This is a genomic window from Paraburkholderia bannensis, from assembly GCF_014200455.1.
Taxonomy (GTDB): domain Bacteria; phylum Pseudomonadota; class Gammaproteobacteria; order Burkholderiales; family Burkholderiaceae; genus Paraburkholderia; species Paraburkholderia bannensis_A.
Map to the genome: position 1 here is coordinate 247,098 of NZ_JACHBW010000011.1, position 23,853 is coordinate 270,950.

26 protein-coding genes are annotated in these 23,853 nt (G+C 63.9%); 7 read left to right on the top strand and 19 right to left on the bottom strand.

The window, feature by feature from the left end; genetic code table 11:
• The 6 genes from F4827_RS19935 to F4827_RS19960 all read right to left on the bottom strand — a co-directional run bounded on the left by F4827_RS19935 (position 1) and on the right by F4827_RS19960 (position 4,058).
• Positions 1-387, bottom strand: a complete 387-nt coding sequence (locus tag F4827_RS19935) for a BON domain-containing protein (RefSeq protein ID WP_260175314.1) — start codon at positions 385-387, stop codon at positions 1-3.
• 383 nt (positions 388-770) lie between these two features.
• On the bottom strand, positions 771-1,487 hold the full coding sequence (locus F4827_RS19940; RefSeq protein WP_409258820.1) for a GGDEF domain-containing protein: 717 nt from the start codon (positions 1,485-1,487) through the stop codon (positions 771-773).
• Between the two features lie 14 nt (positions 1,488-1,501).
• Positions 1,502-1,888, bottom strand: coding sequence for a DUF1987 domain-containing protein (locus tag F4827_RS19945; protein ID WP_183726249.1), 387 nt, complete (start codon positions 1,886-1,888; stop codon positions 1,502-1,504).
• 14 nt (positions 1,889-1,902) lie between these two features.
• Entirely contained in the window at positions 1,903-2,463 is a 561-nt protein-coding gene (locus F4827_RS19950; RefSeq protein ID WP_183726251.1) for a SiaB family protein kinase, read from the bottom strand.
• Positions 2,464-2,480: 17 nt separating this feature from the next.
• Complete coding sequence (locus F4827_RS19955; RefSeq protein ID WP_260175315.1) at positions 2,481-3,596, bottom strand: SpoIIE family protein phosphatase; 1,116 nt, start codon at positions 3,594-3,596, stop codon at positions 2,481-2,483.
• Positions 3,597-3,809: 213 nt separating this feature from the next.
• Positions 3,810-4,058: a hypothetical protein gene (locus F4827_RS19960; protein WP_183726360.1), complete on the bottom strand. Its 249-nt coding sequence runs from the start codon at positions 4,056-4,058 to the stop codon at positions 3,810-3,812.
• 296 nt (positions 4,059-4,354) lie between these two features.
• Here F4827_RS19960 and F4827_RS19965 point away from each other — a divergent pair, with 296 nt between their 5' ends.
• On the top strand, positions 4,355-4,741 hold the full coding sequence (locus F4827_RS19965) for a hypothetical protein (RefSeq protein WP_183726254.1): 387 nt from the start codon (positions 4,355-4,357) through the stop codon (positions 4,739-4,741).
• 106 nt (positions 4,742-4,847) lie between these two features.
• Complete coding sequence (locus tag F4827_RS19970; RefSeq protein WP_183726256.1) at positions 4,848-6,290, top strand: hypothetical protein; 1,443 nt, start codon at positions 4,848-4,850, stop codon at positions 6,288-6,290.
• Here the strand turns inward: F4827_RS19970 and F4827_RS19975 are convergent.
• The 10 genes from F4827_RS19975 to F4827_RS20020 all read right to left on the bottom strand — a co-directional run bounded on the left by F4827_RS19975 (position 6,287) and on the right by F4827_RS20020 (position 15,782).
• Positions 6,287-6,766 (bottom strand): hypothetical protein, encoded by a 480-nt coding sequence (locus tag F4827_RS19975; protein ID WP_183726258.1) that lies wholly within the window; start codon positions 6,764-6,766, stop codon positions 6,287-6,289. The genes F4827_RS19970 and F4827_RS19975 overlap by 4 nt on opposite strands.
• Positions 6,711-8,036 (bottom strand): O-antigen ligase, encoded by a 1,326-nt coding sequence (locus F4827_RS19980; protein WP_183726260.1) that lies wholly within the window; start codon positions 8,034-8,036, stop codon positions 6,711-6,713. Before F4827_RS19980 ends, F4827_RS19975 begins: the two co-directional genes overlap by 56 nt.
• Before the next feature lie 8 nt (positions 8,037-8,044).
• Entirely contained in the window at positions 8,045-8,944 is a 900-nt protein-coding gene (locus F4827_RS19985; protein WP_183726262.1) for a glycosyltransferase family 9 protein, read from the bottom strand.
• A 289-nt stretch (positions 8,945-9,233) separates the two neighbouring features.
• On the bottom strand, positions 9,234-9,590 hold the full coding sequence (locus F4827_RS19990; RefSeq protein ID WP_260175316.1) for a BON domain-containing protein: 357 nt from the start codon (positions 9,588-9,590) through the stop codon (positions 9,234-9,236).
• A gap of 30 nt (positions 9,591-9,620) precedes the next feature.
• Positions 9,621-10,745, bottom strand: a complete 1,125-nt coding sequence (locus tag F4827_RS19995; protein WP_183726266.1) for a porin — start codon at positions 10,743-10,745, stop codon at positions 9,621-9,623.
• A 136-nt stretch (positions 10,746-10,881) separates the two neighbouring features.
• The gene (locus F4827_RS20000; protein ID WP_183726268.1) at positions 10,882-12,156 is read right to left on the bottom strand and encodes an MFS transporter; all 1,275 of its coding nucleotides are present in this window, start codon (positions 12,154-12,156) and stop codon (positions 10,882-10,884) included.
• A 63-nt stretch (positions 12,157-12,219) separates the two neighbouring features.
• Positions 12,220-12,831, bottom strand: coding sequence for an alpha/beta hydrolase (locus F4827_RS20005; protein WP_183726270.1), 612 nt, complete (start codon positions 12,829-12,831; stop codon positions 12,220-12,222).
• Complete coding sequence (locus tag F4827_RS20010; protein WP_183726272.1) at positions 12,828-13,886, bottom strand: 3-keto-5-aminohexanoate cleavage protein; 1,059 nt, start codon at positions 13,884-13,886, stop codon at positions 12,828-12,830. Before F4827_RS20010 ends, F4827_RS20005 begins: the two co-directional genes overlap by 4 nt.
• A 57-nt stretch (positions 13,887-13,943) precedes the next feature.
• Positions 13,944-14,792: a TauD/TfdA family dioxygenase gene (locus F4827_RS20015; RefSeq protein ID WP_183726274.1), complete on the bottom strand. Its 849-nt coding sequence runs from the start codon at positions 14,790-14,792 to the stop codon at positions 13,944-13,946.
• 9 nt (positions 14,793-14,801) lie between these two features.
• Positions 14,802-15,782 (bottom strand): quinone oxidoreductase, encoded by a 981-nt coding sequence (locus tag F4827_RS20020; RefSeq protein ID WP_183726275.1) that lies wholly within the window; start codon positions 15,780-15,782, stop codon positions 14,802-14,804.
• 241 nt (positions 15,783-16,023) lie between these two features.
• Between F4827_RS20020 and F4827_RS20025 the strand changes: the two genes are divergently transcribed.
• Positions 16,024-17,073 (top strand): AraC family transcriptional regulator, encoded by a 1,050-nt coding sequence (locus F4827_RS20025; protein WP_183726277.1) that lies wholly within the window; start codon positions 16,024-16,026, stop codon positions 17,071-17,073.
• 9 nt (positions 17,074-17,082) lie between these two features.
• On the opposite strand, the gene F4827_RS20030 is transcribed toward F4827_RS20025, so the two are convergent.
• Complete coding sequence (locus F4827_RS20030) at positions 17,083-17,403, bottom strand: Rieske 2Fe-2S domain-containing protein (protein ID WP_183726279.1); 321 nt, start codon at positions 17,401-17,403, stop codon at positions 17,083-17,085.
• On the bottom strand, positions 17,400-18,458 hold the full coding sequence (locus tag F4827_RS20035) for a 3-keto-5-aminohexanoate cleavage protein (RefSeq protein ID WP_183726281.1): 1,059 nt from the start codon (positions 18,456-18,458) through the stop codon (positions 17,400-17,402). The genes F4827_RS20030 and F4827_RS20035 overlap by 4 nt, the downstream gene beginning before the upstream one ends.
• A 290-nt stretch (positions 18,459-18,748) precedes the next feature.
• Here F4827_RS20035 and F4827_RS20040 point away from each other — a divergent pair, with 290 nt between their 5' ends.
• From F4827_RS20040 to F4827_RS20050, 3 genes are all read left to right on the top strand, one after another.
• Complete coding sequence (locus F4827_RS20040; protein ID WP_183726283.1) at positions 18,749-19,027, top strand: hypothetical protein; 279 nt, start codon at positions 18,749-18,751, stop codon at positions 19,025-19,027.
• A 122-nt stretch (positions 19,028-19,149) separates the two neighbouring features.
• Positions 19,150-20,427 (top strand): transglycosylase SLT domain-containing protein, encoded by a 1,278-nt coding sequence (locus F4827_RS20045; protein WP_260184613.1) that lies wholly within the window; start codon positions 19,150-19,152, stop codon positions 20,425-20,427.
• Between the two features lie 18 nt (positions 20,428-20,445).
• Positions 20,446-20,874: a hypothetical protein gene (locus F4827_RS20050; protein ID WP_183726287.1), complete on the top strand. Its 429-nt coding sequence runs from the start codon at positions 20,446-20,448 to the stop codon at positions 20,872-20,874.
• Here the strand turns inward: F4827_RS20050 and F4827_RS20055 are convergent.
• Entirely contained in the window at positions 20,871-21,269 is a 399-nt protein-coding gene (locus F4827_RS20055) for a VOC family protein (protein WP_183726289.1), read from the bottom strand. The two genes, F4827_RS20050 and F4827_RS20055, sit on opposite strands and share 4 nt — an antisense overlap.
• Positions 21,270-21,454: 185 nt before the next feature.
• On the opposite strand from F4827_RS20055, the gene F4827_RS20060 reads away from it, so the two are divergent.
• Complete coding sequence (locus F4827_RS20060; RefSeq protein WP_183726291.1) at positions 21,455-23,806, top strand: bifunctional diguanylate cyclase/phosphodiesterase; 2,352 nt, start codon at positions 21,455-21,457, stop codon at positions 23,804-23,806.
• The last annotated feature ends 47 nt before the right edge of the window (positions 23,807-23,853 follow it).

The window sequence follows — 23,853 nt, forward strand, 5'->3', positions numbered from 1 at the left end:
TCAGCCATTGCCTCCATGAAAAAGCGTGAGCTTGTTCGTGACCGACGTGACGCCCTCAACCGAACGCGTCACATCCTCGGCCTGGCGAATCTGATCGCCGCTGCGCACCGTGCCGCTCAGTGTCACCGCACCGTCACGTGCTCGCACGAACACGCCCGAGACGTCGAATCCCTGCGCCTTGCCGAGCGCACGCCGCACCGCGCGGCCCAGCGCCCGGTCAGCCTTGGTTGCGTGGCCGCTGTGCGCGGCAGGGGCAGCCGGGGCCGCGTCGTTCGACATCGGCATGCTGGCCGGCATGGCGTCGGATTGTGCATAAGCCGCACCCGATAGTGCAAGGGTCAGAGCAGCCGCAAAGCGAAAAGCAAGGCGAAAAGTTACCGTCTTCATGACAGTCTCCAGGTGATCGACGGGGGACGCGCGCCTTTCTTGTTCATTGCGCACGGGTCGAGATACGTAAAGTACGCCGAAACGGACTCGCGCTCCTTCCGGATGTCCATACGCGGTCCTTGGGCCTTGTGCAGCGCAAAATCCGAACCACGGACATGCGGCTCCGCCGGCCGTAGTTTTGCTTGCGATACTTCGGCGCACCGGCTTTCCCATGCTGGTCTGTTCGCGCTCGTGATCGACGCCATTTCGCGAGGAGCAGGCCCGGACTGGGACCCGATGCCATGACGCCGCTACCGTTATCGCGGGCCGCACGCGTCCGGCGGCAAAGCAGGCAGCAAAGCAGTTAGCAAAGCGGGCGGTAAATCATCCGCCCCGCGATTGGCTCAGGCGAATTCCACCCGGTTGCGGCCGCTGCGCTTGGCCTTGTAGAGCGCGGCATCCGCCAGCCCATAGGCCGTATCGAAACTCGTGCCGACCTCGTTGGCACTCACGCCGAAGCTGCTGGTGATACGCCGGTTCACCGGCGCGCCGAACACATGGGCTTCGATGCTCGATCGCATGGTCTCGGCCAGCATCAGCGCGTCGCCCAGATCGTAGCCCGGCAGCACCACGGTAAATTCCTCGCCGCCCACGCGCCCGATGATGCCCTTGTTGCCGACGATGCGGCGCAGGCAATCGACGATGCCGAGAATCACGGCGTCCCCGGCGGGATGGCCGTAATCGTCGTTGACCTTCTTGAATTCGTCGATGTCGAGCAGGACCATGACCGCGCGATCGGTGCGCAACGTCTTGGTCGCGCGCTCGATCACGGCGCTGCGATTGAACACGTCGGTCAGAGCGTCGTGAGTCGCGCGATATTGCAGTTGCTGCGTCAGCGCATGCATCTCGCGCTCGGCGCGGTCGCTGCGGCCGATCAGGCGGCGCGTCTCGCGCATCAGGCGCTCATAGTGGCCGATCAATTCGCCCAGTGCGTGACGGTAACGCTGGGCATCCGCGTTGGCCTCGGCGAGGATCGCGCGCGCCTTTTCCAGCGCCTCGCTCTCGCTCTGAAACAGGTCCGGCGCGTCACCGGCCGATGCGTGCGCGGAGGAAGTCGTCACCACCATCGCTATCCTTAGATCGCCACCGGGCAATCGGTGAACTTGATCGCCGTAAAGTCGGTTTGCAATTCTTCGCCGAATTCCTGGATCGTTTCGTCTTCCTCGTCGCGATACCAGTTCACCTGCACGCGGTTGCCCGCGGCGGCGGCGCGATCGAGTGCGTCGAAAATGCTGAACAGCATCTTTGTGCTGGAGCTGTTGAAATACGTGAGCGTCACATCCACCGTAATGGCGACATCGTTGCATTGCGCGAGCCACGCGCCCAGCCGTTCGATAACGGGTGCGTAAAACGCGGCGGCGTTTTCCGGGTAGGACTCGCCACGCAGCGAAAGCGTGTTCTGGTCAAACTGGAATTCGATTTCCGGCGAAGTCGCCGTGGCGGCAATATGTAGGTTTTCCATGGCAGTCGCGGAATTCAGATGATGGTCTTCAGGCAAAACAACGTGGTCGCGGGATCGTCCTCGCGCGGGTGAAAGGCGAATTCGAGCGGCGCGCTGGCGTCGCGCGCCATCGTCAAAAACCCCATGCCCGCACCCTTGCTTTGCGCGGGCGTTTCGGCACGCAGCGAATTCTTGTAGGCCTGCTTGATTTCATCGACCGACATGCTGCGCAGCGGTTCGAGTTTTTCGCGCAGTTCGTCCACCGAGTTGGTGGCGATCGGATTGACGCACACCATCAGATGGCGTTCGCCGTCGCTCGTGATGCACATCGCGCCTTCGCGGATACCGCCCTGCGTCTGATCCGCCGGCAGCGTTTCTGACGAGTAATGCACGATGTTCTGCGACAGTTCGATAAATGACGAAAAGAGCTTGCGCCGCGTGGGCCCATTGACGCCCGCGACTTCGAGCTGAAGCTTCACCACTTCGCTCATGGCCGCGACGATGTTTTGGGAGAAGTAGCCTTTATGATAGAAAATCAGATTGCGCTTCTGCGCAAGCTCTAGAAAGGCGCTGTTCTGCTCCAGGAGTTCAGACATAAGTTTGATCAGCAATCTTAAACGCGTGCAAAAAATAAGGTGACGTCGTCACGGCGCGATTGGGCGCCTTGCCATTCGGTCAATGCATCCACGAGGCGCGCGCAGATAGCGGAAGGCGTCTGCGCACGATTCGCAAGAATCAGATCGAGCGAGCGACGCTTGCCAAAGGCAATCTTGCGCGCACCGCCGATCTGGTCGGTCAACCCGTCCGTCGAAACGAACAGGAGGCTGTCTTCGGGCAGATCCACGGCGTGGAGCGGCCAGGTGTATTCCGCGAGACTGTCCACATAGCCCACGCCCACGCGCTCGCCGGCGATGGTTTCGAACTGCTGCGCATCGGGGCGCAGCACATGCAGCGCCACGCGCGCACCGGCGAACAGCAGTTGTTGCTGTGCGGCGTCGTACCAGAAGAACGCGGCGTCCAGCCCGTCGTTCGACTGCGGCGCGTCGCCCGGGCCCTTGACCTGGCCAAGCAGGCCCTTGACGTTGCGATTGACCGCCGCCAGCAGTTTCGACGGATCGCGCGGCCCCAGACGTTCGAGCGCCTGCGAAAGCGATGCCGAAGCCAGCAGCGTCATGAACGCGCCGGGAACGCCGTGGCCCGTGCAATCGGCCACGGCGCCAAACCAGCCGTCCGCGAACGCCGCGAAGTGATAGAAGTCGCCGCCCACCACATCGCGCGGCTCCCACACGAGTGCGGCGTCGGGCAGCATGGTCGAGAGCGTTTCGCGCGAGGCGCGCAGCATGGCCTGCTGGATCACGCTCGCATATTCGATGCTCTGCATGATCTGGCGATTTTTCTCGGCCTGGGTTTCCGCCACCGCGCCCAGCAATTGCAGGCCGTTGCCCACGCCCGCAAAGCGCCCTTCGCGCGTGACGATAAAGCCGTCCACCAGCGCTTTTTCACCCACCTCGACGGTCTTGAACGTGAGCGCCTCGATGCTCATGTCGGCGTCGACGATCAGCGGCTCCTTGTCCATGAACGCGATACAGCTTTTCTTGTCGTAGAGCTCGCGGTGGAACGGCTTGCTCATCTGCGAAAGAAAGATATCGCGGTTGATCAGACCAATGGGACGGTCGCCTTCGATGACGGCAAGGCTGATCAGATCGCGGCGCGAATAAAACACTTCCATCACGCGCGAATTGGAATCCGAGGCGTCAATGGCCGGCGCGGACTGACACAGATCGCCGGCGCAACGTGGACCTCCGGTCGGACCGGAACGGTGAAATTGCGCAAGCGCTGGGTGCATGGCGAACTGATTCGTCGGATGAGAAAATCAGCACGCTAAAGACTCTTTATGTCATTTTCGTTACATTCACGCAATGATTCTTGAGCGTAAATTCTTTCATTCAGGCTGGTGCAATCCGGTTGCGGTGACAACGTTTGCGGCCCCGGCTTTATTGCAGCCTGTGTGGTAATGCCCTGAAGTGGAAGCAACGCGCCAATGACGCAAAAGCAGCGCACATGCTTGATCACGCTCGCGCGAGAGCGTCTCGATCCAGTTTTTTAGCAGCAAATATTCAGCCCAACGATCCGTCGTATCGTTGCCGTCGGGCCCGATGATCGCATAGGGTTCTTTTCCGATAGCGGCCACGCGAACTTGCGCGCAACGAGGTCATGCGAAATATCGCCGAGCAGTTTCAGCTTCGGGCGCGCAACGGAGCGAGTTGCCGCACGGTCGCGCGAAGGCTTTCTTGGAGCGTGCGTTCGCAACCATCGGTGTGACGGCGCATCATCGCCCAGAGCGATTGAAAGACGGGCAGGCACTGTCCCAGCTTGACTCCTATATTTTTAAATGGCTTTCATCGAGCGTCGTAAAGCAGGCTTTTTAATTTGACGGCGGGATTCGCAAGACTGTCTGCGTCCATTGCCGCGGCGCGTTCCAGCAGCATGGGTTGCCGTACGGAAATCGCCACGCACATCAATCATCTGGTCTGCGACGCCTCGCCCGTCCCATCGCTCGACCTGGACGTGTGTTGCTATCGCACCGTCAACGCGGCCATCCGGCGCGGCAAACTCGCCGGCATCTACCGCACCGGCTACGGCTTGGCAGCCGTCGAAGCGGTCGAGTTCCGCGTGTTCTGCTCCGCGAACGTGCGTCAGAGCGCGTATCTGCGGCCTAGACGATTTGTCGAATGTCAATCAATGGTGAAATCGCGGCCGTCCTGGGGGGGCTCGCCCCCGGTGAATGTTGAAATTCGGATTTTTCGCGTATTTACAAAGCGAGATTTAGCTCAATCTAGCGAAACCGGCGGCGCCACGCTCCAGCTAGCGTGAGTCCCCTGTGTGAATCCCTCGCATGAGGCGACGGCGATGACGATGATCGACACGTCGAACAACGTCGGCGCATTGCCCCATTCCATTCATCAGGATGACAAACTAAATGCCCATTTTCCCCTTGATCGGCGACTCGACGCCTCGCAGCCCTTCCAGTGCGCCACACAGCATTCAAACGCCAGCGCGCCGTCCGAAGGCCGGATCGGCGTCCACCCTCGCGCCCAAACCCGCCCCCACGCCCGGCAGCGCACGTCAGGGCCGCCGCCGCGACGGGCGCGGGCGCCCGCCGCAATACCAATGGCCACCCGAAATCGTCGCCCTCCTGGGCACCATGACCGATGCGCGGGTCGCGAAAATCACCGGCGCCTCCTTGCCCACCGTCAGCGCCAAACGGCGGCAGCTCGGCATTGAATCCGCGCGCAAACAAGGTGTGATCGGCCATCGCTGGACCCGCGAAAAAATTGCGCTGCTGGGCACGATTACCGACACCGAAGCGGCCCAGCGCTTCGGCGTCGTCCCGCAGACGGTTGGCGCCATGCGGCAGAAACTCGGCATCGCGCCCAGGTCACGCGCCATCGAACTCAGCGCCGCAACCGTCGCGCTGCTGGGCAGGCAAAGCGATGCTTCGCTGGCGAGGCAGCTTGGCGTGAGCACTGGCGTGATACAGCGCGCGCGGCTCGCCCGCGGCATTGCCAGCTGCAAGACCGTGCATGTCTGGACCAACGAGCAGATCGCGCTGCTCGGCACGATGTCCGACGCCAGGGTCGCGCGGCGGCTGGATCTGTCGGAGACGGTGGTGAACAAGAAGCGGCGGCGGCTCGGCATCGCCAGCGCGCGGCACCACTGGAGCGCCGAGGAACTGCAGATGCTCGGCAAACTGCCCGATGCGAGGGTCGCGCGGCGTATCGGGCTCTCTACCGTATCGGTGCGCCTGCAGCGGCGCAAGCTTGGGCTTGCGGCAGTAGCCGACCGCGGCGGCAGGCGGCAGCGCGACTGGGCTGGCGACTGGACACGCAGCCGGACGTGCGACCGGAACCCGCCTGGCGCCGCGCAGCACCCGCAGGACCACGACGTACAAGGCAGCCAGCCGGCCGGCAACTGGCATGAGGAAGGTCTCGCGCTGCTCGGCGTCGTGCCCGACCTGGAACTGGCCTGGCGCTTCGGCAAGAGCTACAACACCGTGCGCTACGCACGCGTCAAGCGCGGCCTGCCCGCCATGCGCGCGCGCCGCCAATGGACCGACGAACAGATTGCGATGCTGGGGACGGTCAGCGATGCCGTCGTGGCGGAGCGCCTCGGCTGCAGCAACACGACGGTCTACAAGAAGCGCACGGAGCTAGGCATTGCGCCTGTCAGGCATCGGTGGACGGCGGAGGAAATTGCGCTGCTCGGCAGGATATCGGACTTCGAGGTGGCCAAACGCGTGGGCTTGTCGGCGAAGACGGTGAACCTGAAACGCCGGGCCTTGGGGATCGCGGCGCTGCGTAGCGGTGGCGGCCAGGGAGGTCGCCTGGCGCAACCGGCCCAGGACGAATCTCTCTGTGCCTAGCGAGCCGCGCCATGGAGCGACCACGCCAGCGCCGGATCCAGCGACGCAGGATCCATCCTGACCAGGCGCAGGCGCGGCCGCAGCAGCGGGATCGAGAAGCGGCGATAGTCGACGCGCAGGAGCACCGCTTCGGGGTCGTAGCTGCCCTGCATGAAGCGCAGCAGAAGACGTCCCTTGCCGTCGCGCGCCGCGCCCACCAGCCACGCTTCGCCCTGCGACGGCGTATAGGTGCGCTGCACGCGGATCGTCCGGTTTGCCGCGTCATATACGCTCACGGCAAAACAGCAATCGAAGGTGCGGCCTGACCGAACCACCTGCACGATCACATCGTCGATCCGAACCTGATGCTGCACTTCGCACGCCTGTGCGCCCGCACCGATTTCGTCGGCCTGCCCAGCCAGCAAGCCGGCTTGCTGGCGCTCAGCCTGGTTGGTCCGGAATCCGGGCGTTTGAGAGGTGTTCGATTGCAACTTCATTCCCCGATGCTGGCCGCTTTGCGGCCTTTTCATTTATTTCCCGCTCGCGTGCGTCGATCGCGGCGAGCAGCGCTGCTACAAGCACGGCAATCAGTGTCGTAACCATGACAGGCACGAGCACGTCGATGGTCAGCCCAAAGATCATCGTGCTGAAGGCAACCGCCAGTCCGGACCACGCGGCCGTGCGCACGAAAGCATCGGCCGCGCGCCGCTTACGCCAGAAATAGACGGCCGAGCCGTAATAGAACGTCAGCAGGCACAGCACGCCGATCGAGCCGCTCTCTGCAAGTGTGGAGAAGAAGTCGCTATGCGCGCGCTCATTGACGAACTGTCGCGGAAGATAGTTCTGATCGGCTAGCACGCCGTAGGAGTCTTCCAGCTTGCCCTTGCCGATGCCATAGACAGGATGCGTCACGAAAAGCCGCGTAGCCCCCTTCCACAATTCCAGGCGAATTCCCGTCGAACTGTCGGTGTTGCCGTGGGAGAACAGCGTGAGGTCGCTGACACAATCGGAGATGCGCTGCTGGATGCGCGGCGTCGCCAGCAGACCGCCCACGCAAATGGCGGCCGTGAGCGTGGCCAGCACGATGCGCTTGCGCGTTGCAAACACGCCGTACTGGACTCCAAGCATGCAGAGGAAGACGGGAGCGGCGATCCAGCCGCCGCGCGTGCCCGACGAATAGGATGCAAAGCCGCCCGCCACGAGCGCCGCCAGCTTGAGCGCCAGGGACGCTTTTTTGCAGTGCTCGTCCCATCCCAGCGTGAAAATCGAAAGGAACGCCAGCAGCAGCGAGGTATCGCCGAAGGGAATCGCGTTCGTGTAGTCATTGTTGAGGCGATTCATGTTCGTCCATCCTCCGGACGGGCGCTGCACGAGCGCAATCGCGCCGATGACGAGCGCACCGGCGGCGCATCCCCAGCCGATCGCGCGGAAGTAGCGCGACGGCAGTTGGCGCAACAGCAGAAACACGGGAATCGCCAGCGCAAAGCGGGAAATGGCGTCGAACTGCCGTGGCAGCCACCAGCCATAGATGGCTTGCTGTATGGCGATGGCGACCAGAAATGCGCTCATTCCGGCGACATACCACGGGTAGCATTTCAGCGCCGCGAAGTATCCGGCGGGGCGCCGTGTGCTGGCAGCGGTAAAGAGCGCAAGCGCAAGCAGAGCGAAGAAGCAGTAACCGGTGCCACCTCGCCAGATCAGATTGACTGCGGGAGCGAGCAACAGCAGGAGTGCAACAAACCAGCAAACTACGGGAGATAAAAACATGTACTTGTCTAGCGGGGAAGAACCGAGGTGTTTGAAGCGCTGGTAGTGCGTAAAGCGTGAAATCTGGACATCACGCGGCTAACGGAAAGCAGTTGCTTCCACAACCGTTCCTTGAGCGCCCCGAACGGAATCACATTGGGCGGCAGCACGATATCGCCCGGCCCCCAGCCTGGACGCCACGAGCGCGCCAGGCCGCGGCGCATGAAGAGCGTCAGCGTGGGTACGCCAATCGACGAAGCAATATGCCCGAGCCCGGAATCGTTGCCGATGAACCAGCCCGATTCGGCAATCCAGCGCGCCACTTCGTCCAGATCGTTCAGTGCATGCACGTCGAAGCCCGCCGCGCAGGCGTCGCGCCACGCGGTATATTCGTTCGGTGCGACCAGGAAACTGGAGCGCAGATGCAGTCGGGAGAGCGCCCGCGAAAGCGCGAGAAACTTGTGCCGGCTCCAGATTTTTTCGGGGTGACTTCCCGTGGGGTGAATCACCACCCGATTCGGATGGCGATTACGCTGGCAACCCGGTGGAACCACCAGGCCGTTCGCACGCGTGACTTCCTGCAACTCGAAGAGCTTGTGCGCGATGTCGACGATACGGTCGACCATATGCTTCGAGCCGTTATATTCAGGCAGATCGGCCAGCACCTGGGTCTTGCCGTCACGGCTCAGCGATTTGCCAAAGTCCGTCGGCCGCAGTTCAATGACCGTGTCGAACGCGCCCTGATGATCGTCGACACAACCCACCTCGACAGCAGGAAACCAGTCCTTCAACTCCTGCGCGACCCAGCCGAACACCACGGGCCGATAACCGTTGCGCACGAGGTTGTTCACCAGGACCATGCCGATAAGGCTATCCCCGATTGGCGGCGGTAACGCGATCGCCAGTTTGTTGCCAGTTTGAAATTTCATGACTATGCCAACTGCATCGATTGCCAGCGGCCGCGTCTTGAGCGCGGCGACTTCTTCCCCGCCGTGGCAATCCGGTCTGTATTCGATATCTGCGCAAACCGGTGATCCCCCGGCCCTCCCGGATCAAGGAGCACGCACTGCCCGCGTCTTGAACGCGGGCCCGCGCGAGTATAGCCTGAACCATTACAATACTAACAATATCTTTACATGCCAGCCCGGATTAACGTGTCGCTTTTAATTGCGATGGCGAGCGTGGAGGCTTGCGGCCGCGATGTCGACGATGGTAGCGCTACTCACCCATCGGCCGCTGCACGGCCAGCCGGTTCCTGACGGCTCTCACGCCCGGCACGGTTTGCGCGATCGCGGCCACGGCGTCGATCTGGCGCGCCTCCTGCACCGTGCCGGTGAGCGTGAGCGTGCCGTCCCTCGCCACCACGCTGATATTGCCCGCGTCGATCTCCTTGTGCTGGGCGAGCGCCGCGTAGACCTTGCGGCTCAGCGCGCGATTGGCTTTGCGCTGCTCGTTCGCCGTCGGAGCGGCGGGCGGCGTCGCAAAGGCCTGCGCACCGGCGTCGACGGACACGCCGGACAGCAACGCCAGCCCTGCGGACAGAATCGATATAAACAGGATTCCTCTATATTTCATCGACAACTCCATAATCGAAACCTGCGAATATCAGAACGTATGCCGGATGCCGAGCATCGCTGCAGTCGTGGAAATGCCGGGCGCGACGGGCTCGCCGTAGGTGATTGCCTGATTCATCGCGCCGCGATTGGCCACATAGCCCACCTGCGCGTAGCACAGCGTGCGCTTCGAGACGTTGTACTCCGCGCCAATCGCATATTCACTCGAATGGTTCGCGGAATCGTTGCGGTCGCGTAGATAGTAGAAGCCCGAGGTGATACGAAAGAACGGCGTGAACTGATAGCCCAACCCGCCTGAAACAAGCTGAAAATCGCTATGTCCGGTGTTCGACGGATTCCTGCCGATTCCATACGATGCGGACACCAGGAGACCGTGAAACGTATATTTGGCGCCGAAGTAATAAAAGCGGTTGTTGTCGAGACCCGTGGCCGGCAGGTTGGCGGCCAGATTCGTGTCGTGCGCGTTGTAGTACACGGCGGCCAGATTTAAACCGTAATTCGAATACCTGAGCACGGCGGATTCGCGCGTGCCGCCCTGAATCTGCCCCGGCACGCCGCCGGGCGCATACTCCAGCGCGACGGAAGCGCCGCGCAGTTTCGGCGACTGCCAGACGATGGCATTGCTGTCATACAGCGCGCCAACCGGCACGTTGGTGCTGGTTCCGGACCAGCCCGCAACCTGGTTCATCCCCAGCCAGGCGCTCAGGATACTGCCGAAATACTGTGCCGAGCGCACGTCCGTTTCGGCCATCGCGTAGATCATGGGTGTGAACTGACGCCCCGCATCGATCGAGCCGAACGGCCCCGATACGCCAATCGTCGTCTGCTGGTTGAACACGGCGGCGGCGCCGGCGGCATCCGCAAGACCGAGCTTGCCGCTGCCGCTATTGAACACGCCTTGCAGCCGGAAATTGACCTTGTAGCCGCCGCCGATATCCTCGCTGCCCTTGATGCCCCAGAAGCTCGCGTAGATGCCGGCGTCCTTCAAGGCATAGACGTGGCCGAGATTCTTTGCGTTCGGTGCAAATGAAGCGGCCAATGAGCTTTGATATAACAGTCCGGTGTCGATAGCGCCATACAGCGTCAACGAAGATTGCGCGTGCGCTGCGCCCGCCAGGGCCGCGCAGGCGGCCACGGCACTCCACTGCTTTTTCATCGTGTCTCCTTCGATCTCCGTTGGCCTTTGAAGGCCGATTTGATTGGGCCGATGCGTGCCGGCCCGGTATTTTTTATTCGCGCGCTTTATTCATGTGCTTTATTCGCGCTTTTTCTTGTCGGGAACCGCGTTAATGTCAGCTGCGCTCGGTGCGCGCGTGAGTGCGTCGGCCTGCTGCGAACAGCAGCGCCGAAACCAGCGCCGCGCAAGGAATCCATTCGAGCGCTGCATGCAGGCCCAATCGATCCGCGAGCAGCCCCGTGAGCACCGGCCCGGCCGCCAGCCCCAGCAGATTGTTGGCGAGCGCCCAGAGCGCCATCGCGGTGCCGTGAATCGCCGGCGGCGTGAGTTCCGCGACGAGTGCGCCCGTGGGTCCGCACGCGCCCGAGGCGATGAACATGCCCGCGCCGATCAAGCCGAGCTGCAGCGCGCCGGGCGGCAGATGAAAAGCACTCGCCAGCGCAACAAGCGAGGCTGCGCAGAACAGTATCGCCATGGTCCATCGACGCCACGGACGATGGCGGCCGATGCGATCGGTCAAAGCGCCGCACACGATCATGCCCAGCCCCGACGTCAGCACGAACAGCGCCGCGATCACGCTCGCGCGGTCGAGCCGCATGTCGTAGGCGCGCACGAGATAGCTGGGCAGCCACGCGAACAGCGCGCCGGGCAGGATCAACTGGACGCCACAGCCCACATACGCGTAAATCACGGCGCGAGTCGCGAATAGTGCGCGTGCGAGACTGCGCGGCGTGAAGCGAGGCCGCGCGGCACGCGCGGCAAGCGCGCATTGAGGCGCGATGCGCCGTTCCGTGACGACCAGACGATAGATCAGCGCTAGCACCAGGCCGAACACCGCCATCGTCGCGAACGACCAGCGCCAACCGAGATGCGCTGCAACGATGCCGCTGAGCGCCATGCCGAGCATCGAGCCAAACGCGCCTCCCGCGAGAAACGAGCCGGAAAGCGTGGCGCGCAGATGGGCGGGAAACACGCTGAGCACGACCGCAAGCCCCACGCTGCCATAGGCGGCCTCGCCCACGCCGACGAACAGGCGCGCCGCGAACATCTGCCCGTAGTTCGCCGATACCGCGCAGGCGAGCGTCGCGAGGCTCCAGAGCACCGCCATCAGGATCAGGCTGCGCACGCGGCCCCAGCGATCGGCGAGCAGCGAAAGCGGAAACGTGAGCAGTCCCACCATCAGCGCGACGACGCTGCTGAGCGAACCGAGCTGCGTGTCGGTGAGTTGCCATTGCGCCTTGAGCAAGGGGAACACGGCGTTGAGCACCTGGCGCGACATATAGTCGGCGAGCAGCAGGCCGAAGGTCAGCGCGAAGACGCACCAGGCATAGGCTCTCGATACATCCGGCGCGGCCGCGTCGGGCTCGCCGATCGCGATGGTCGCTTGCATTCCCACGTTCGTCTCCTTGTCTGTTCGGCTTGTCTTTGTGCGCAAAGCGAGGCAGCTTCCGTTTCAGGGCTCGCCCGGCCGTGTGAGCACCTCGATCAAGCCTTCGGCGGCCAGCCACTCTCCGTAGCCGCTGGCCGGATTCAGATGCCCCACCTCGCCGAGATCGACGCACTCGCTGCCCCAGGCGCGCGCGAGTTCCGACACGCGGGTCTGGCTGGCGAGCGGATCGTCGCGGCTCGCCGCCACGATCGAATCGAACGGCAGCGGCTCGCGCGGCACCGGCAGCCAGCCCGCCGCCGCGAGCGCCGCGATGTCCGGATAGGGCGCGGGCATTGGCGTATCGAAATCGGGCGGCACCGCCAGCAGCGCACCGCGGATCGCAGCGCACGCCGTGCGGGCATGGCGGCGCGCCCAATGCGCAACCGCAATGCAGCCGGCGCTGTGCGCGACGATGATCGCGGACGCTGCATGTGAAGTTTGCGCCGCCAGCTTCGCCACTACCGCTTCTATCGCGTCTACGCGGGCGGTGCAATCGAGATCGTCACGCCCCATCGGCGCGAGCGCCACGACCGCCCGGCGCGCACTGCGCAGCCGCGCTTCAAGCAGGGTCTGCCAATGCTCTTCGACATGCTCGCGCAGCCCCGGCACGATCACGATGACCGGTTCGGCTCTCATGCCGCCGACTTCACGCGTGCAGGGTCGGCTACGCCCGCGCGGTTGGGCAGATAGCCGTTGGCCGCGAGCGTCGTATCCGCGTCGTCGTAGAAGGTGCCGATGCGATAGATCGCGCGCGCCTCCTTGCCGGTGGCGATCTCGCGGCCCAGTTCGCGCGCCACGCGCACGCATTGTTCGATCTGCTGCACCGAACTCATGCGCTCGCCGTGCTGCCCGATCAGCGTGTCCTCGATACCGCAGCGCGGATGCAGCCCCATCGACATCGCCATCATGTTGAAGGGCAACACGTTCTTGAGCAGCGACTCCGCGGTGAGCGTGCAGCCTTGTGGCGCGCGATGCACGAAGTTGAAGAAGTTGAAAGGATTCGGGCCGTCAAAGCCCCCGCCGATGCCGATCCAGGTGAGATTCAGCGGGCCGCGATAGGCGCCCTTGCGCACCAGTCGCTCCAGCGTCTCCAGCGCGTGGATGCCGGTGAGCTGGAAATGCGGCTGGATACCGGCATGGGTCAGGCGGCGCAGATGCTCCTCCACCCACGCCGGACCGGCCGGCACTGTCATCTCCGCATAGGCCGCCTGCAGTGCCGGATTCGCCAGCGAGGTGCCATGCAGATACTCGGGATAGAGCAGCTCCATGATGTTCATCTGCGTGGTGTTGATCGCCACCGTGACCTGGTCGGGGCGCGGTTCGAGATCGGCCAGCATATGGCGCGTGTCGTCGGAGAGCCATTTGGCCGCCTGGCCGTCATCTTCCGGCGCGAACGAGATCGATCCGCCCACCTGAATAATCATGTCGGGGACGGCACGGCGCACGCCTGCAATCAGCTCGTTGAACTTCGACAGACGCTTCGAGCCCCGGCCGTCGAGTTCGCGTACGTGCAGATGCAGCACCGTCGCGCCCGCGTTATAGCAGTCCACCGCTTTTTGCACCTGCTCGTCCATCGTCACCGGGATGTCCTCCGGAAAATCGTCGGGCATCCATTCTGGCCCGTAGGGCGCAACCGTGATCACCACCTTGTCCATATTCTCGGGGTGCAGCGAATCGTCGAGGAATTGCATGTCTTGCTCCGGTTCGGGTTTTCTTGTGAGGATCGGATATTTAATCCGGCATCCTGATCAATACGGAACGTCGCCGATAATGCCGGCGCGCTCCATCTTGCGGTGGCACGGCGCATAGTCCATGACGGCGTAATGCTGCGTGCTGCGGTTGTCCCAGATCGCGACGCTGCCGGGTTGCCAGCGCCAGCGCACCTGGTATTCGGGCACATACGCCTGGCTGATCAGGTATTGCAGCAACTGGGCCGCACCGGGGTTATGGTCCTGACCCACGCGCACGCGCGCAGGCGTGTGGTAGTTGACGAAATGCGTGGTGAAGCCGTTGACGAACAGCACTTTCTCGCCGGTTTCAGGGTGCGTGCGCACCACCGGATGTTCCGCGTCGGGATACTGTGCTTTCAGGGCGAGGCGCTTTTCCAGCGGCATCGCCGCGCCAAAGCTCGACTGGATGCTGTGGTTGGCGCGCAGATCGGCAATCTGCGCCTTGATGTGCGCGGGCAGATGTTCATACGCGAGCGCCATATTCGCCCACATGGTGTCGCCGCCCACCGGCGGGCATTCCACGCAGCGCAATACCGCACCCATCGGCGGCGCTGCGCGCCAGGTTGCATCGGTGTGCCACGCGTTTTCGTAGCGGTCGTTGGCGTGCTCCGGCGTTTTGTAGATCTGCACGAGGCCAGGATGATCGGGATGGCTGCCAGCCACCGGATGCCCCTCCAGACTGCCGAAGCGCTCCGCGAACGCCACATGCTCCGCGCGCGACAAGGTCTGTCCGCGCAGGAACAGCACCTTGTATTCGAGCAGTGCGGCCTTGATCGCGGCGAACAGGCCATCGTCGCGCGCGGCATCAGCGAGATCGACATCGCGCAGTTGCGCGCCGATCGCACAGGTCAATGGTTCGATTTTCATCGCGCCTCCTCAGACCGTGAAGACCGACGAGCCGGTCGTGCGCCGCGCCTCGATATCGCGATGCGCCTGCACGGCGTCTTCGAGCGCGTAGCGCTGGTTGATCTCGATGCGGATGCGCCCGGCAGCGACGTGACCGAAGATTTCTGCCGCGAGCGCGGCCTTTTCCGCCGGATCGGCGATGTAATCGGCCAGCGCGGGACGCGTGACATAGAGCGAGCCCTTCATGGCGAGCATCTGCGGTTCGAAGGCCGGAGCCTTGCCCGAAGCGGTGCCCACGCACACCAGCAGGCCGCGGCGCTTGAGCGAATCGAGCGACGCCGCGAAGGTGTCCTTGCCAACGCTGTCGTAGACCACCGAAACCCCCGCGCCACCGGTCAACTCGCGCACGCGCTGCGCCACGTCTTCACGCGTATAGAGGATCACGTGATCGCAACCGTGCCGACGTGCGATGGCCGCTTTTTCCTCGCTCGACACGGTGCCGATGACGGTGAGCCCCAGCAGTCTGGCCCACTGGCACAGAATCAGCCCCACGCCACCCGCCGCCGCATGCACGAGGACCGTCTCGCCCGCCGCCAGCGGCCAGATGCGGCGCATCAGATAGGCGGCGGTCAAACCGCGCATTGTCATGGCGGCCGCCGTGTCGCAGGCGATCGCGTCGGGCAGCTTGATGAGCGGCGCAGCCGCGATCAGCCGCTCGGTGCTATATGCGCCCAGCGTGTTCACAAAGCCCGTGTACGTGACGCGATCGCCCGGCGCAACATGGGTCACGCCCGCGCCCACGGCTTCCACGACGCCCGCCGCTTCGACGCCCATGCCCGCGGGCAACGGCACGGGATAGAGGCCGCTGCGGAAATAGGTATCGGCGAAATTGAGCCCGACTGCTTCGTGACGCAGGCGCACTTCGCCCGGCCCCGGCGCGCCGACCGCCACCTCCTCCCAGCGCATCACCTCGGGCGCACCGGTCTCGTGAAAACGGATTGCATGTGCCATCGCCTGTCTCCTGTATGCCTGTCCGGCGTTTGTTCGTATCAATGCGTCCATGCAGCGCATTGTCATGAGGCCCCATTGTGCGAACGGTGCGCGCGGCGCGCTTGACCGCGCGCGACACGACCTGACGCAGGACGACAGGCGCGCCTGGCCGGAGAACACCGGCCTGCGTTCATGGTTATTCCGGACAGACGCCGCCGGGTCCCAACGGTAGCCTCGGCGAATCAAGCCCGTTTCCTACGCCATGCCCCTCCTGGTTCGCACCGCCTCCCTGACCAAGTATTCCCAGATCGCCCGCAGCATCGGCATCGATCCCGTGCGCACGCTGCGCGCGGCGGGTGTCGATCCGTCCTGCCTGTCGATGCCGGACCTGCGCATTCCCGAAGCGAGCCTTGCCCGCGTCTTCGAGGTTTCGGCGCACCAAGGTGGCGGTTCGCTGGGCGTGCGTATCGGCGAGGCGTGGAAACTGGCCGATTTCGGCGCATTGAGCCTGTTTCTCCAGCATCAGCCGACGCTGCGCGACGTGCTCGCGCAGATCGAGTGCTACCGGCATCTGCTCAGCGATTCGGTGGCCGTGCATGTGGAGGAAATTGACGATGTGGCGGTGCTGCACGTAGCGCTGCTGACCGGCCGCCCGCATCCCGGCCCTGAAATGGTGGAGCTGGCCGTGGGCGCGGTTTTCAGCCTGGTGCGCGCGATGCTCGGCTCAAACTATCTGCCGCGCAGCGTGCATTTCGCGCATGCCGCGCCCGCGAGCCTCGAAGTGCATCGGCGCTTTTTCGGCCAGCGCGTCGAATTCGACAGCGAGTGCGACGGCATCGTGCTCGCACGCCAGGATCTCGATCGCGCCAACCCGCTCGCCGATGCGCATCTTGCGCACTACGCGCGCGAACTGCTCGATCTGCAGCCGCGCTATCAGCAGGAATCGCTAGCCGACAACGTGCGCCGCACACTGCATATCCTGCTGCCGCGCGGCCAGGGTGCGATCGAGCCGGTGAGCGCCCGGCTCGGCCTCACACCGCGCACGCTGCAGCGTCAACTCGAACAGACCGGCATGCGCTTTTCAGCGCTGCTCAACGAAGTGCGCGCCTCGCTTGCGATCCGCTATCTGACACAGCCGCGCCATTCGGTTTCCGACGTGGCGGATCTGCTGGGATTTTCGGAATTGAGCGCATTCTCGCGCTGGTTCAGCGGCGAATTCCGCCAGGCGCCGAGTCACTGGCGCGGCGCGTTTTTTGAACGAGGCACGAACGGCTCCCTCGCGCCATACCCAGCCAATCATTCGGGTCACTAAGCATATTTGCTATGCCGTCGCGAGGCTGATCTGACCGTCGATCACCCGCGTCGGCAGCAGTTTCACGCACAGCTGGCCACCCGTAAGTGAGCGCCCCGTACCAAGATCGAAACGCAGCCCATGCGCGGGACAGCTCAGCACGCGCCCTTGCAGGCAGCCGCTCGCAAGCGACGCTCCGTTGTGCGGGCAACTATTCTCGATGGCGTGCAGTTGGCCTTCGATACGAAACACCACCACGCTGCGCCCGCCAACAAAGGCCAGCTTGCGCTCGCCTTCGGCCACATCGGCGTCCGCGCAGATGACGTGTGCCGTCTGCGTCGCCGCGCTCATGCGCTCTTCCTCAGAAAGCCCTGATTGCCGCCGTTACGGTTGGGGGCAAAGCCGTTCGCCAGCAGCGACGCTTCCACCGAGTCGTAGAACACGCCGATGCGCGACAGTTCGCGCGCTTCGCGTGCCGTGGCAATGTTGCGGCCGAATTCGCGCGTAATGCGCACAAGTTGCTCGATCTGCTTCACGGTGCTCATCTTCGCGCTGCGCGACTGATTCCACAGACAGTCTTCGATGCCGCAGCGCACATGCAGGCCCATAGCGATAGCCATCATATTGACCGGCAGCACGTTGCGCACGTTGCTCTCCAGCGTAAGCACCGCGCCATCGGGCACGGCGCGCACGAAACTGGCGAGGCTATAGATGCTGGGCGTATCCATGCCGCCCGCGATGGCGACCCAGTTCATCACCAGCGGGCCTTTGTAGAAACCACGCCGCATCAGCCGCTCGACCGATTCGAAACTATTGAGGTTGTAGCACTGGAAGGCGCTTTGAATGCCCCTGGCCGACAGGCGGCGCACGTGCTCCTCGACCCAGCCTGGCTGCGCCGGTACGGTCATTTCCTTGTACGCACCGAATATTGCAGGGTTTTCCCGCGACGTGCCCTTGAAGTCGGCGTCCTCGGCCTGATCGGTCACGTTCATCTGCGAGGTATTGACCGTGACCGTCACCTGGTCCGGCGCGGGCTCCAGATCCGCCAGCATATGGCGCGTATCGTCGGAAAGCCACTTTGCGGCCTGCCCATCGTTTTCGGGCGCGAACGAAATCGAGCCGCCCACCTGAATGATCATCTCAGGCACCGCCTTGCGCACGCCGGCGATCAACGCGTTGAACTGTGACAGCCGCTTGCTGCCCTTGCCGTCGAGCTCGCGCACATGCAGATGCAGGACCGTCGCGCCCGCGTTATAGCAGTCCACCGCCTTCTGGACTTGCGCATCCATCGTCACGGGAATGTCGTCGGGGAAATCGGCGGGCAACCAGCCCGGTGCGTAGGGCGCGGCCGTGATAATGAGGGGCGGCTGGTTTTCGGGAAACAGATGGCCGTCGAGAAAGTTCATATCGGGTCTCCAGGGTCGGGTAAGCCGTGTGTGGCGATGCGCATCATTGTTCGATTTCGAAGCGATCGCCGCTTGACCTTGCATGACATGCGCCTGGCGAATCGAGTCACGTCCGCAATGGCGATATTGAAAGACCTGAAGGGCGGCACCGGGAATGCTTTCGTTTACGACGAAATTCGTCCTGAACTTTTTATATATACGCCATATGAATCCCGATTAATTTAAAGAACCCTAAGCGCCCGCGAACAACCCGCGCGAAAAAAATTCCTTTATAGCGATGCACATAGCATATGACGGGATTTTTTACCGGAACTCCTCAATACTCGGCCGCGCCGCGCCAGATCGGGGCTCGCGCCGTATACCCAACCTTCCAGCACGATAAAAAAATCCATCAGCGATATGATTCGCTTCACCATCTATCATCATTGGGTAAATTCAAATTAAAATACCGCACCGCGCGAATTAACGCCGCGCGAGAACAACAGCATCAGCATAAAATACCTGCCGACGGCAAACCGGCAAAAATGACGAAAGCGCAGTGTGCCGTCGATTCGCCGCCAGCCCGTTGAATGAGCGGCGCGATTTAAAACCACCATGACCGGGGAATGTCACCGACAAGAATAACCATCGCCGTCGCACGGCGAAATATCACGCATAGACCAGACCCATCATGCAGTGCCCGACCACGCCCTTGCTACGCCCTATCCCGCCTCAGTTCCTTGCGCTCGCCGCGCTGCTGGGCGCCACGCCCGGCCTTGCCATCGCCGATTGCATCGACGACGCGGCCGCGTTCCAGCACGTCAACGTGAGCCTCATGCGCGCCATCGCGCAAGTGGAATCCGGCACCCAGACCAATGTCGTCAACCGCAACAGCAATGGCACGGTCGATATCGGTCTCATGCAGATCAACAGTTCGTGGCTGCCGCGCCTCGCGCAGGTGGGGATCACCGAACAGAGTCTCTACGATCCCTGCACGAATGCCTATGTCGCGGCCTGGATTCTGGCGGAGAACATCCGCCAGTTCGGCCCGACATGGAATGCGATCGGAGCGTATAACGCCGCGTCGCCCGACAAGCGGCTCGCCTACGCGCAAAAGGTCTACGCGACCGCGCAATCCATCACCAGTTCGCCGGACTCGCCCATGCCTATCCTCCCGCCCTCCTACACGCCACCCGCAGGCGGCTACAACCCGTTTTCGAATCTTGAGGTTACGCAGGTCCGCATGAACGCACCGCGCACCGCGCAATCGGCTGCGGCCGCCTTGCCGGCCTCGCAGGCGATCGCACAGGGCGCGGCGCCCGGCGCGTACAGCTTCGGCTGGACAGTCACGGGCGCGGACGATGTGAAGCCCGTACAGGTCTTCGACGACGGCGCGAAGGTCTACGTGCAGTTCAGCGACATGAAGCGCCCGCCCGCGATTTTCGCGGACACGCCGCGCGGCCGCGTGCTGTTGCGCTGGGAGGCGCAGCCGCCTTATGCCGTGATTTCGTCGCTGGAGCGCACGCTGATTTTCCAGATCGGCACGACCGAGGCGCGCGCGCAAAAGACCGGCAACGGCGACGCCGGCCGCGCCGTGCCTGCTGGCGCGCAGAGCGCAGCCGCGCCGGGCAATAGCGTGACGCCTGCGAAGGAAAAGATTGCTGGCGCTCGCGGGGCGTCATCGACGCCGTCGACCGACGCGCTCTGGTATCTATCGGTACCGCGCCAGGGCGCGCGGGTGCAGGCTCAGGTGCAGGCTCAGGTGCCGGTTCAGGCCCAAGCGCAGGCCCAGGTTCAGCCCACGCCCGCCGCGGTGGGCACCACCGCTGCTGCCACTGCCTCCAATAAAGCCGCGCAAGCCGCGGCGCCAGGCGCCACCTGGCCCGTTGCGCAAATCCCCGGCGCGAAGCCGTCGTCGCCCACCGCTCCCGCCAAACCGCCGGCGACGGGCAACGCGGGGACCAGCGCCCTGTGGTACGTCACGAAGTGACATCGACTGAACGGCACCATGTACGGCAAGAAACCCCTCAGTAAGTCGATGTTGCTGCCCGCTTCCCCCGCGTCGGTCCAGGATCGCGTGCTGCGCATTCACCTTGCGCTCGCCGCGCTGCTGGCCGGCAAAGGCAACGGCCACCAGCTCGCGGTGCTGATCGAAACCGCCTATCTCACCTGGTTCTTATGCGATGCGGGAGTCTGTTGCACCGATCACGCCAACTTTAAGGATATCGAACGAATGATCGGCAACACGACGCACGATACCGATCTCGATCTATACGCGCTGCGTGAGGAAGACAAGGCGCTCGCCGCCTGGCTGCTCGATCTGCACGAGCAGCAATTGCGTCGCGCGCCGGTGTTCGCGGTGCTCAAGGCGCAGGAGCGCCTGGCCCATTTCGCGCGCAGCGGGCGCGACGCGCCCTGGGAGCGCCGCGCCGGTTAAGCCTGCGCGGCGTGGCAGACCGCTTCGACGCGATTGCCCGCCGGGTCGACCAGAAAAGCCGCGTAGTAGTCGCGGTGATAGTGCTCGCGCAGGCCCGGCTCACCATCGGAGCGGCCGCCCGCCGCCAGTCCGGCACGAAAGAATGCATCCACCTGGGTGCGCGTTGCCGCCTTGAAGCACCAATGGCGTTTGTTTTCCACGATCTCGGCCGGGTCCAGATAGACGGCCAGACAGGTCGACGCAGTGTCGTTGGCATCGCAACGCTCGCCATAGCCCAGCGCGGTTTCCCGGTCGTAGACCTTGCGTGCGCCGAGCGCAGTCATGATTGCGTCATAAAACGCACGCGCGGCGTCGAGGTCAGGCACGCCAATCGATACATGGTCGAGTAGTTGCATACGCATGGGCTCAGGTTGAGATCAGGCTCATTCTATACGGCTATCCCGGCGTCAAATCCGGGCCGCCGCTCCCGCGCGCACCGCCGCCCCGTGCAGCGCTCCTTTTGGCGTGCATATCCGTAAAGCATCCCCGGGGCTATACTGGGCCCTCATTTTTTGTCCGACAAATCGCCGGAGTGCGAGTCATGGGGTCTTCCGTCTTTGCTCTACCGGCCAGTGCGGCCGAACGAAATCGATTTCATGCGCGCTCGCTTGAGCATCAGCGTCCGCTTTCGTTCGTCACCATGGCGCTGTCGATCGGGGCTTATGCGCTGTTCGCGGGCGCGCGCGCGCAACTGGTCGCCGCGCCCTTTCCGGTCTGGATCACCGTGCTGGCAGGCCTCGGGCTCGTGCTGCTGGTGCTGGCCATTCCGCGCTCGCGCTCGACTGCGGAATTCGGCCTGATCGGCGCGGCCTACGTGGTCATCATGCAGCTGGCCGGTAACGCACTCGTGCGCGACACCGGCGATCCGCTCGTCTGGATGACGCCCGCCGTGGTGGCAATCACCCTCTGCGCCGCGCCGCTGTGGCTCACGCCGCGCCATTTCCTGCTGGGCAGCGTGTGCTATTACGCTTCGACAGTCCCTTTCGTGCTGAGCCTGCCGCATGATGTGGCCCAGCTTGCGATCTTCGGCGTGTGGGTGGTCATCGCGTTCACGACCGCCGTGGTGTTCCACTTCGGCTTCTATCACTTTCGATATCGCCATTTCAAGCTGGAGGAGGCGCTCACCGCGCTCGCTGCCACCGACGCGCTGACCGGCGTGATGAACCGCCGCGCCTTTCTCGACGAGGCCGCACGCTTTATCGCCACGCGCCACAAGTCGGGCCGCGCGGTCGCCCTGCTGTTCGTCGATATCGACCAGTTCAAGTCGATCAATGAGCAATTCGGCCACGGCGCGGGCGACAAGGCGCTGCAGAACGTGGCCGATGCGATCGTGCAGCACGCGCCCGAAGGCGCGTTGATCGCGCGCATGGGCGGCGAGGAATTCGTCGTGCTGGTCGAGGAACAGCCGCCCACGCCCATCGCCGGTCTGGCGCAGTCGCTGCGACATGCGATTGCACAGATCGAGCGGCCCGATGGCTTCGTGACCGTGAGCATCGGCGTGGCGCGCATGCAGGGCGAAGGCGGCGACGATCTCGCCGCGCTGCTCGAACGCGCCGACGAAGCGCTGTTCCGCGCCAAGCAGGCCGGGCGCAATCAGGTAGCATTCGAGCGCGGCGCATCGCTGGTGGCGGTGCGCAATACGGCGGCCAACGATGCGCTCCCACAAACGGTTGCACCCGCAACCATGTTGCGTCCGCGCTGGCGTGACGTCGCGCTGGTCTCGCATTTCCAGCCGCTATGGAGCCTGCCGCGCGAAAAGCTCATCGGCATCGAAGCGCTGCTGCGCGGCGAGGACGGACAAGGCGCGCTGGTGCCGCCGGCGGTGCTGTTCGGCGGGTTATCGGCGGCCGAACTGGGCGAGTTGGACGTGCTCGCGCATCGCTGCCATCTGCAAAGCGCGGCGGGACGCTTGCCCGAAGGCGCGCGCCTGTTCCTCAACATCCTGCCGTCCACGTTCATTCGCCCGGGCTATGAAGCCGAACTCGCCAGCATGGTGGACGCGGCGGGCCTCGCGCCGGGCGACATCGTGCTGGAGCTGCTCGAATCCGACGATGCGGGCCCGGACGCGCTCTCGCTCGCCGCCAACCGCTATCGCGACTGCGGCTTCCTGATCGCGGTGGACGACTTCGGCGCGCGCTATTCGAATCTCGACCGCCTGCTGCGCATCCAGCCCGATCTCGTGAAACTCGACGGCGAACTGATCCGCGCACGCAACCGCCGCTCAGGCCGCCCTTTGCTGCGCGACCTGGTCACGCTGCTGCATCAATCGGACATCGTCGTGGTGGTCGAGGGTGTCGAGACGACCGAGGAACTGGTGCTGGCCGTCGAGGCCAAGGTCGATATCGCCCAGGGCTTTCTGCTGGGGCGGCCCAACGCGTCGCCCGCGCCCGCCAGCACCACGCCCACGCGCATCGACCACGCCTTCGATCTGGCCGCCGAAGCCCGCGCCGTGCGCATGAGCCGCTTCGATTGCGCGATCCAGCCGTGGCTCAGCGGTCTCGCCGAAGCCAGCCGTCAGGTGCAGGCCGGCGTGCCGTACGCCGAATCGCTTGCCAGGCTGCTGGCCGGGCGGCAATGCGTGCGCGCCTTCGCGCTCGGCCCCACGGGGCGTCCGGCGCTGTTCGAAGCACGCGGCGCGGCGCGCACCGAGCCGCCCATGAGCCTGCACAACGGCAGCGACGCAGCGGGCGGGCGCTGGGACCATCGGGCGTTCTTCTGGAAGGCGACGCACAAGAACGGCCAGGCGGTCTACTCCGGTCCGATGCTCTCGCCGCTGACGGGCTGCCTGTGCGTGATCGCCTCGATCGCGATCGATGTCGGTAATCAGCAGGTGCTGATTGCGGTCGAACTGGACTGGGCTTCGCCCGATCTGCCGTGGCCGGAAGCGGCCTGAGCCTGCCGCTGCGTGTTTTATCGATGCACGATGGATGTTGTTTTCGA

Excerpts from the sequence above, each read along its gene's own strand:
- F4827_RS19935 (WP_260175314.1), bottom strand. The coding sequence starts at position 387 with ATGAAGACGGTAACTTTTCGCCTTGCTTTTCGCTTTGCGGCTGCTCTG.
- F4827_RS19945 (WP_183726249.1), bottom strand. The coding sequence starts at position 1,888 with ATGGAAAACCTACATATTGCCGCCACGGCGACTTCGCCGGAAATCGAA.
- F4827_RS19950 (WP_183726251.1), bottom strand. The coding sequence starts at position 2,463 with ATGTCTGAACTCCTGGAGCAGAACAGCGCCTTTCTAGAGCTTGCGCAG.
- F4827_RS19955 (WP_260175315.1), bottom strand. The coding sequence starts at position 3,596 with ATGGAAGTGTTTTATTCGCGCCGCGATCTGATCAGCCTTGCCGTCATC.
- F4827_RS19965 (WP_183726254.1), top strand. The coding sequence starts at position 4,355 with ATGGGTTGCCGTACGGAAATCGCCACGCACATCAATCATCTGGTCTGC.
- F4827_RS19970 (WP_183726256.1), top strand. The coding sequence starts at position 4,848 with ATGCCCATTTTCCCCTTGATCGGCGACTCGACGCCTCGCAGCCCTTCC.
- F4827_RS19975 (WP_183726258.1), bottom strand. The coding sequence starts at position 6,766 with ATGAAGTTGCAATCGAACACCTCTCAAACGCCCGGATTCCGGACCAAC.
- F4827_RS19980 (WP_183726260.1), bottom strand. The coding sequence starts at position 8,036 with ATGTTTTTATCTCCCGTAGTTTGCTGGTTTGTTGCACTCCTGCTGTTG.
- F4827_RS19985 (WP_183726262.1), bottom strand. The coding sequence starts at position 8,944 with ATGAAATTTCAAACTGGCAACAAACTGGCGATCGCGTTACCGCCGCCA.
- F4827_RS19990 (WP_260175316.1), bottom strand. The coding sequence starts at position 9,590 with ATGAAATATAGAGGAATCCTGTTTATATCGATTCTGTCCGCAGGGCTG.
- F4827_RS19995 (WP_183726266.1), bottom strand. The coding sequence starts at position 10,745 with ATGAAAAAGCAGTGGAGTGCCGTGGCCGCCTGCGCGGCCCTGGCGGGC.
- F4827_RS20000 (WP_183726268.1), bottom strand. The coding sequence starts at position 12,156 with ATGCAAGCGACCATCGCGATCGGCGAGCCCGACGCGGCCGCGCCGGAT.
- F4827_RS20005 (WP_183726270.1), bottom strand. The coding sequence starts at position 12,831 with ATGAGAGCCGAACCGGTCATCGTGATCGTGCCGGGGCTGCGCGAGCAT.
- F4827_RS20010 (WP_183726272.1), bottom strand. The coding sequence starts at position 13,886 with ATGCAATTCCTCGACGATTCGCTGCACCCCGAGAATATGGACAAGGTG.
- F4827_RS20015 (WP_183726274.1), bottom strand. The coding sequence starts at position 14,792 with ATGAAAATCGAACCATTGACCTGTGCGATCGGCGCGCAACTGCGCGAT.
- F4827_RS20020 (WP_183726275.1), bottom strand. The coding sequence starts at position 15,782 with ATGGCACATGCAATCCGTTTTCACGAGACCGGTGCGCCCGAGGTGATG.
- F4827_RS20025 (WP_183726277.1), top strand. The coding sequence starts at position 16,024 with ATGCCCCTCCTGGTTCGCACCGCCTCCCTGACCAAGTATTCCCAGATC.
- F4827_RS20030 (WP_183726279.1), bottom strand. The coding sequence starts at position 17,403 with ATGAGCGCGGCGACGCAGACGGCACACGTCATCTGCGCGGACGCCGAT.
- F4827_RS20035 (WP_183726281.1), bottom strand. The coding sequence starts at position 18,458 with ATGAACTTTCTCGACGGCCATCTGTTTCCCGAAAACCAGCCGCCCCTC.
- F4827_RS20040 (WP_183726283.1), top strand. The coding sequence starts at position 18,749 with ATGACGGGATTTTTTACCGGAACTCCTCAATACTCGGCCGCGCCGCGC.
- F4827_RS20050 (WP_183726287.1), top strand. The coding sequence starts at position 20,446 with ATGTACGGCAAGAAACCCCTCAGTAAGTCGATGTTGCTGCCCGCTTCC.
- F4827_RS20055 (WP_183726289.1), bottom strand. The coding sequence starts at position 21,269 with ATGCAACTACTCGACCATGTATCGATTGGCGTGCCTGACCTCGACGCC.
- F4827_RS20060 (WP_183726291.1), top strand. The coding sequence starts at position 21,455 with ATGGGGTCTTCCGTCTTTGCTCTACCGGCCAGTGCGGCCGAACGAAAT.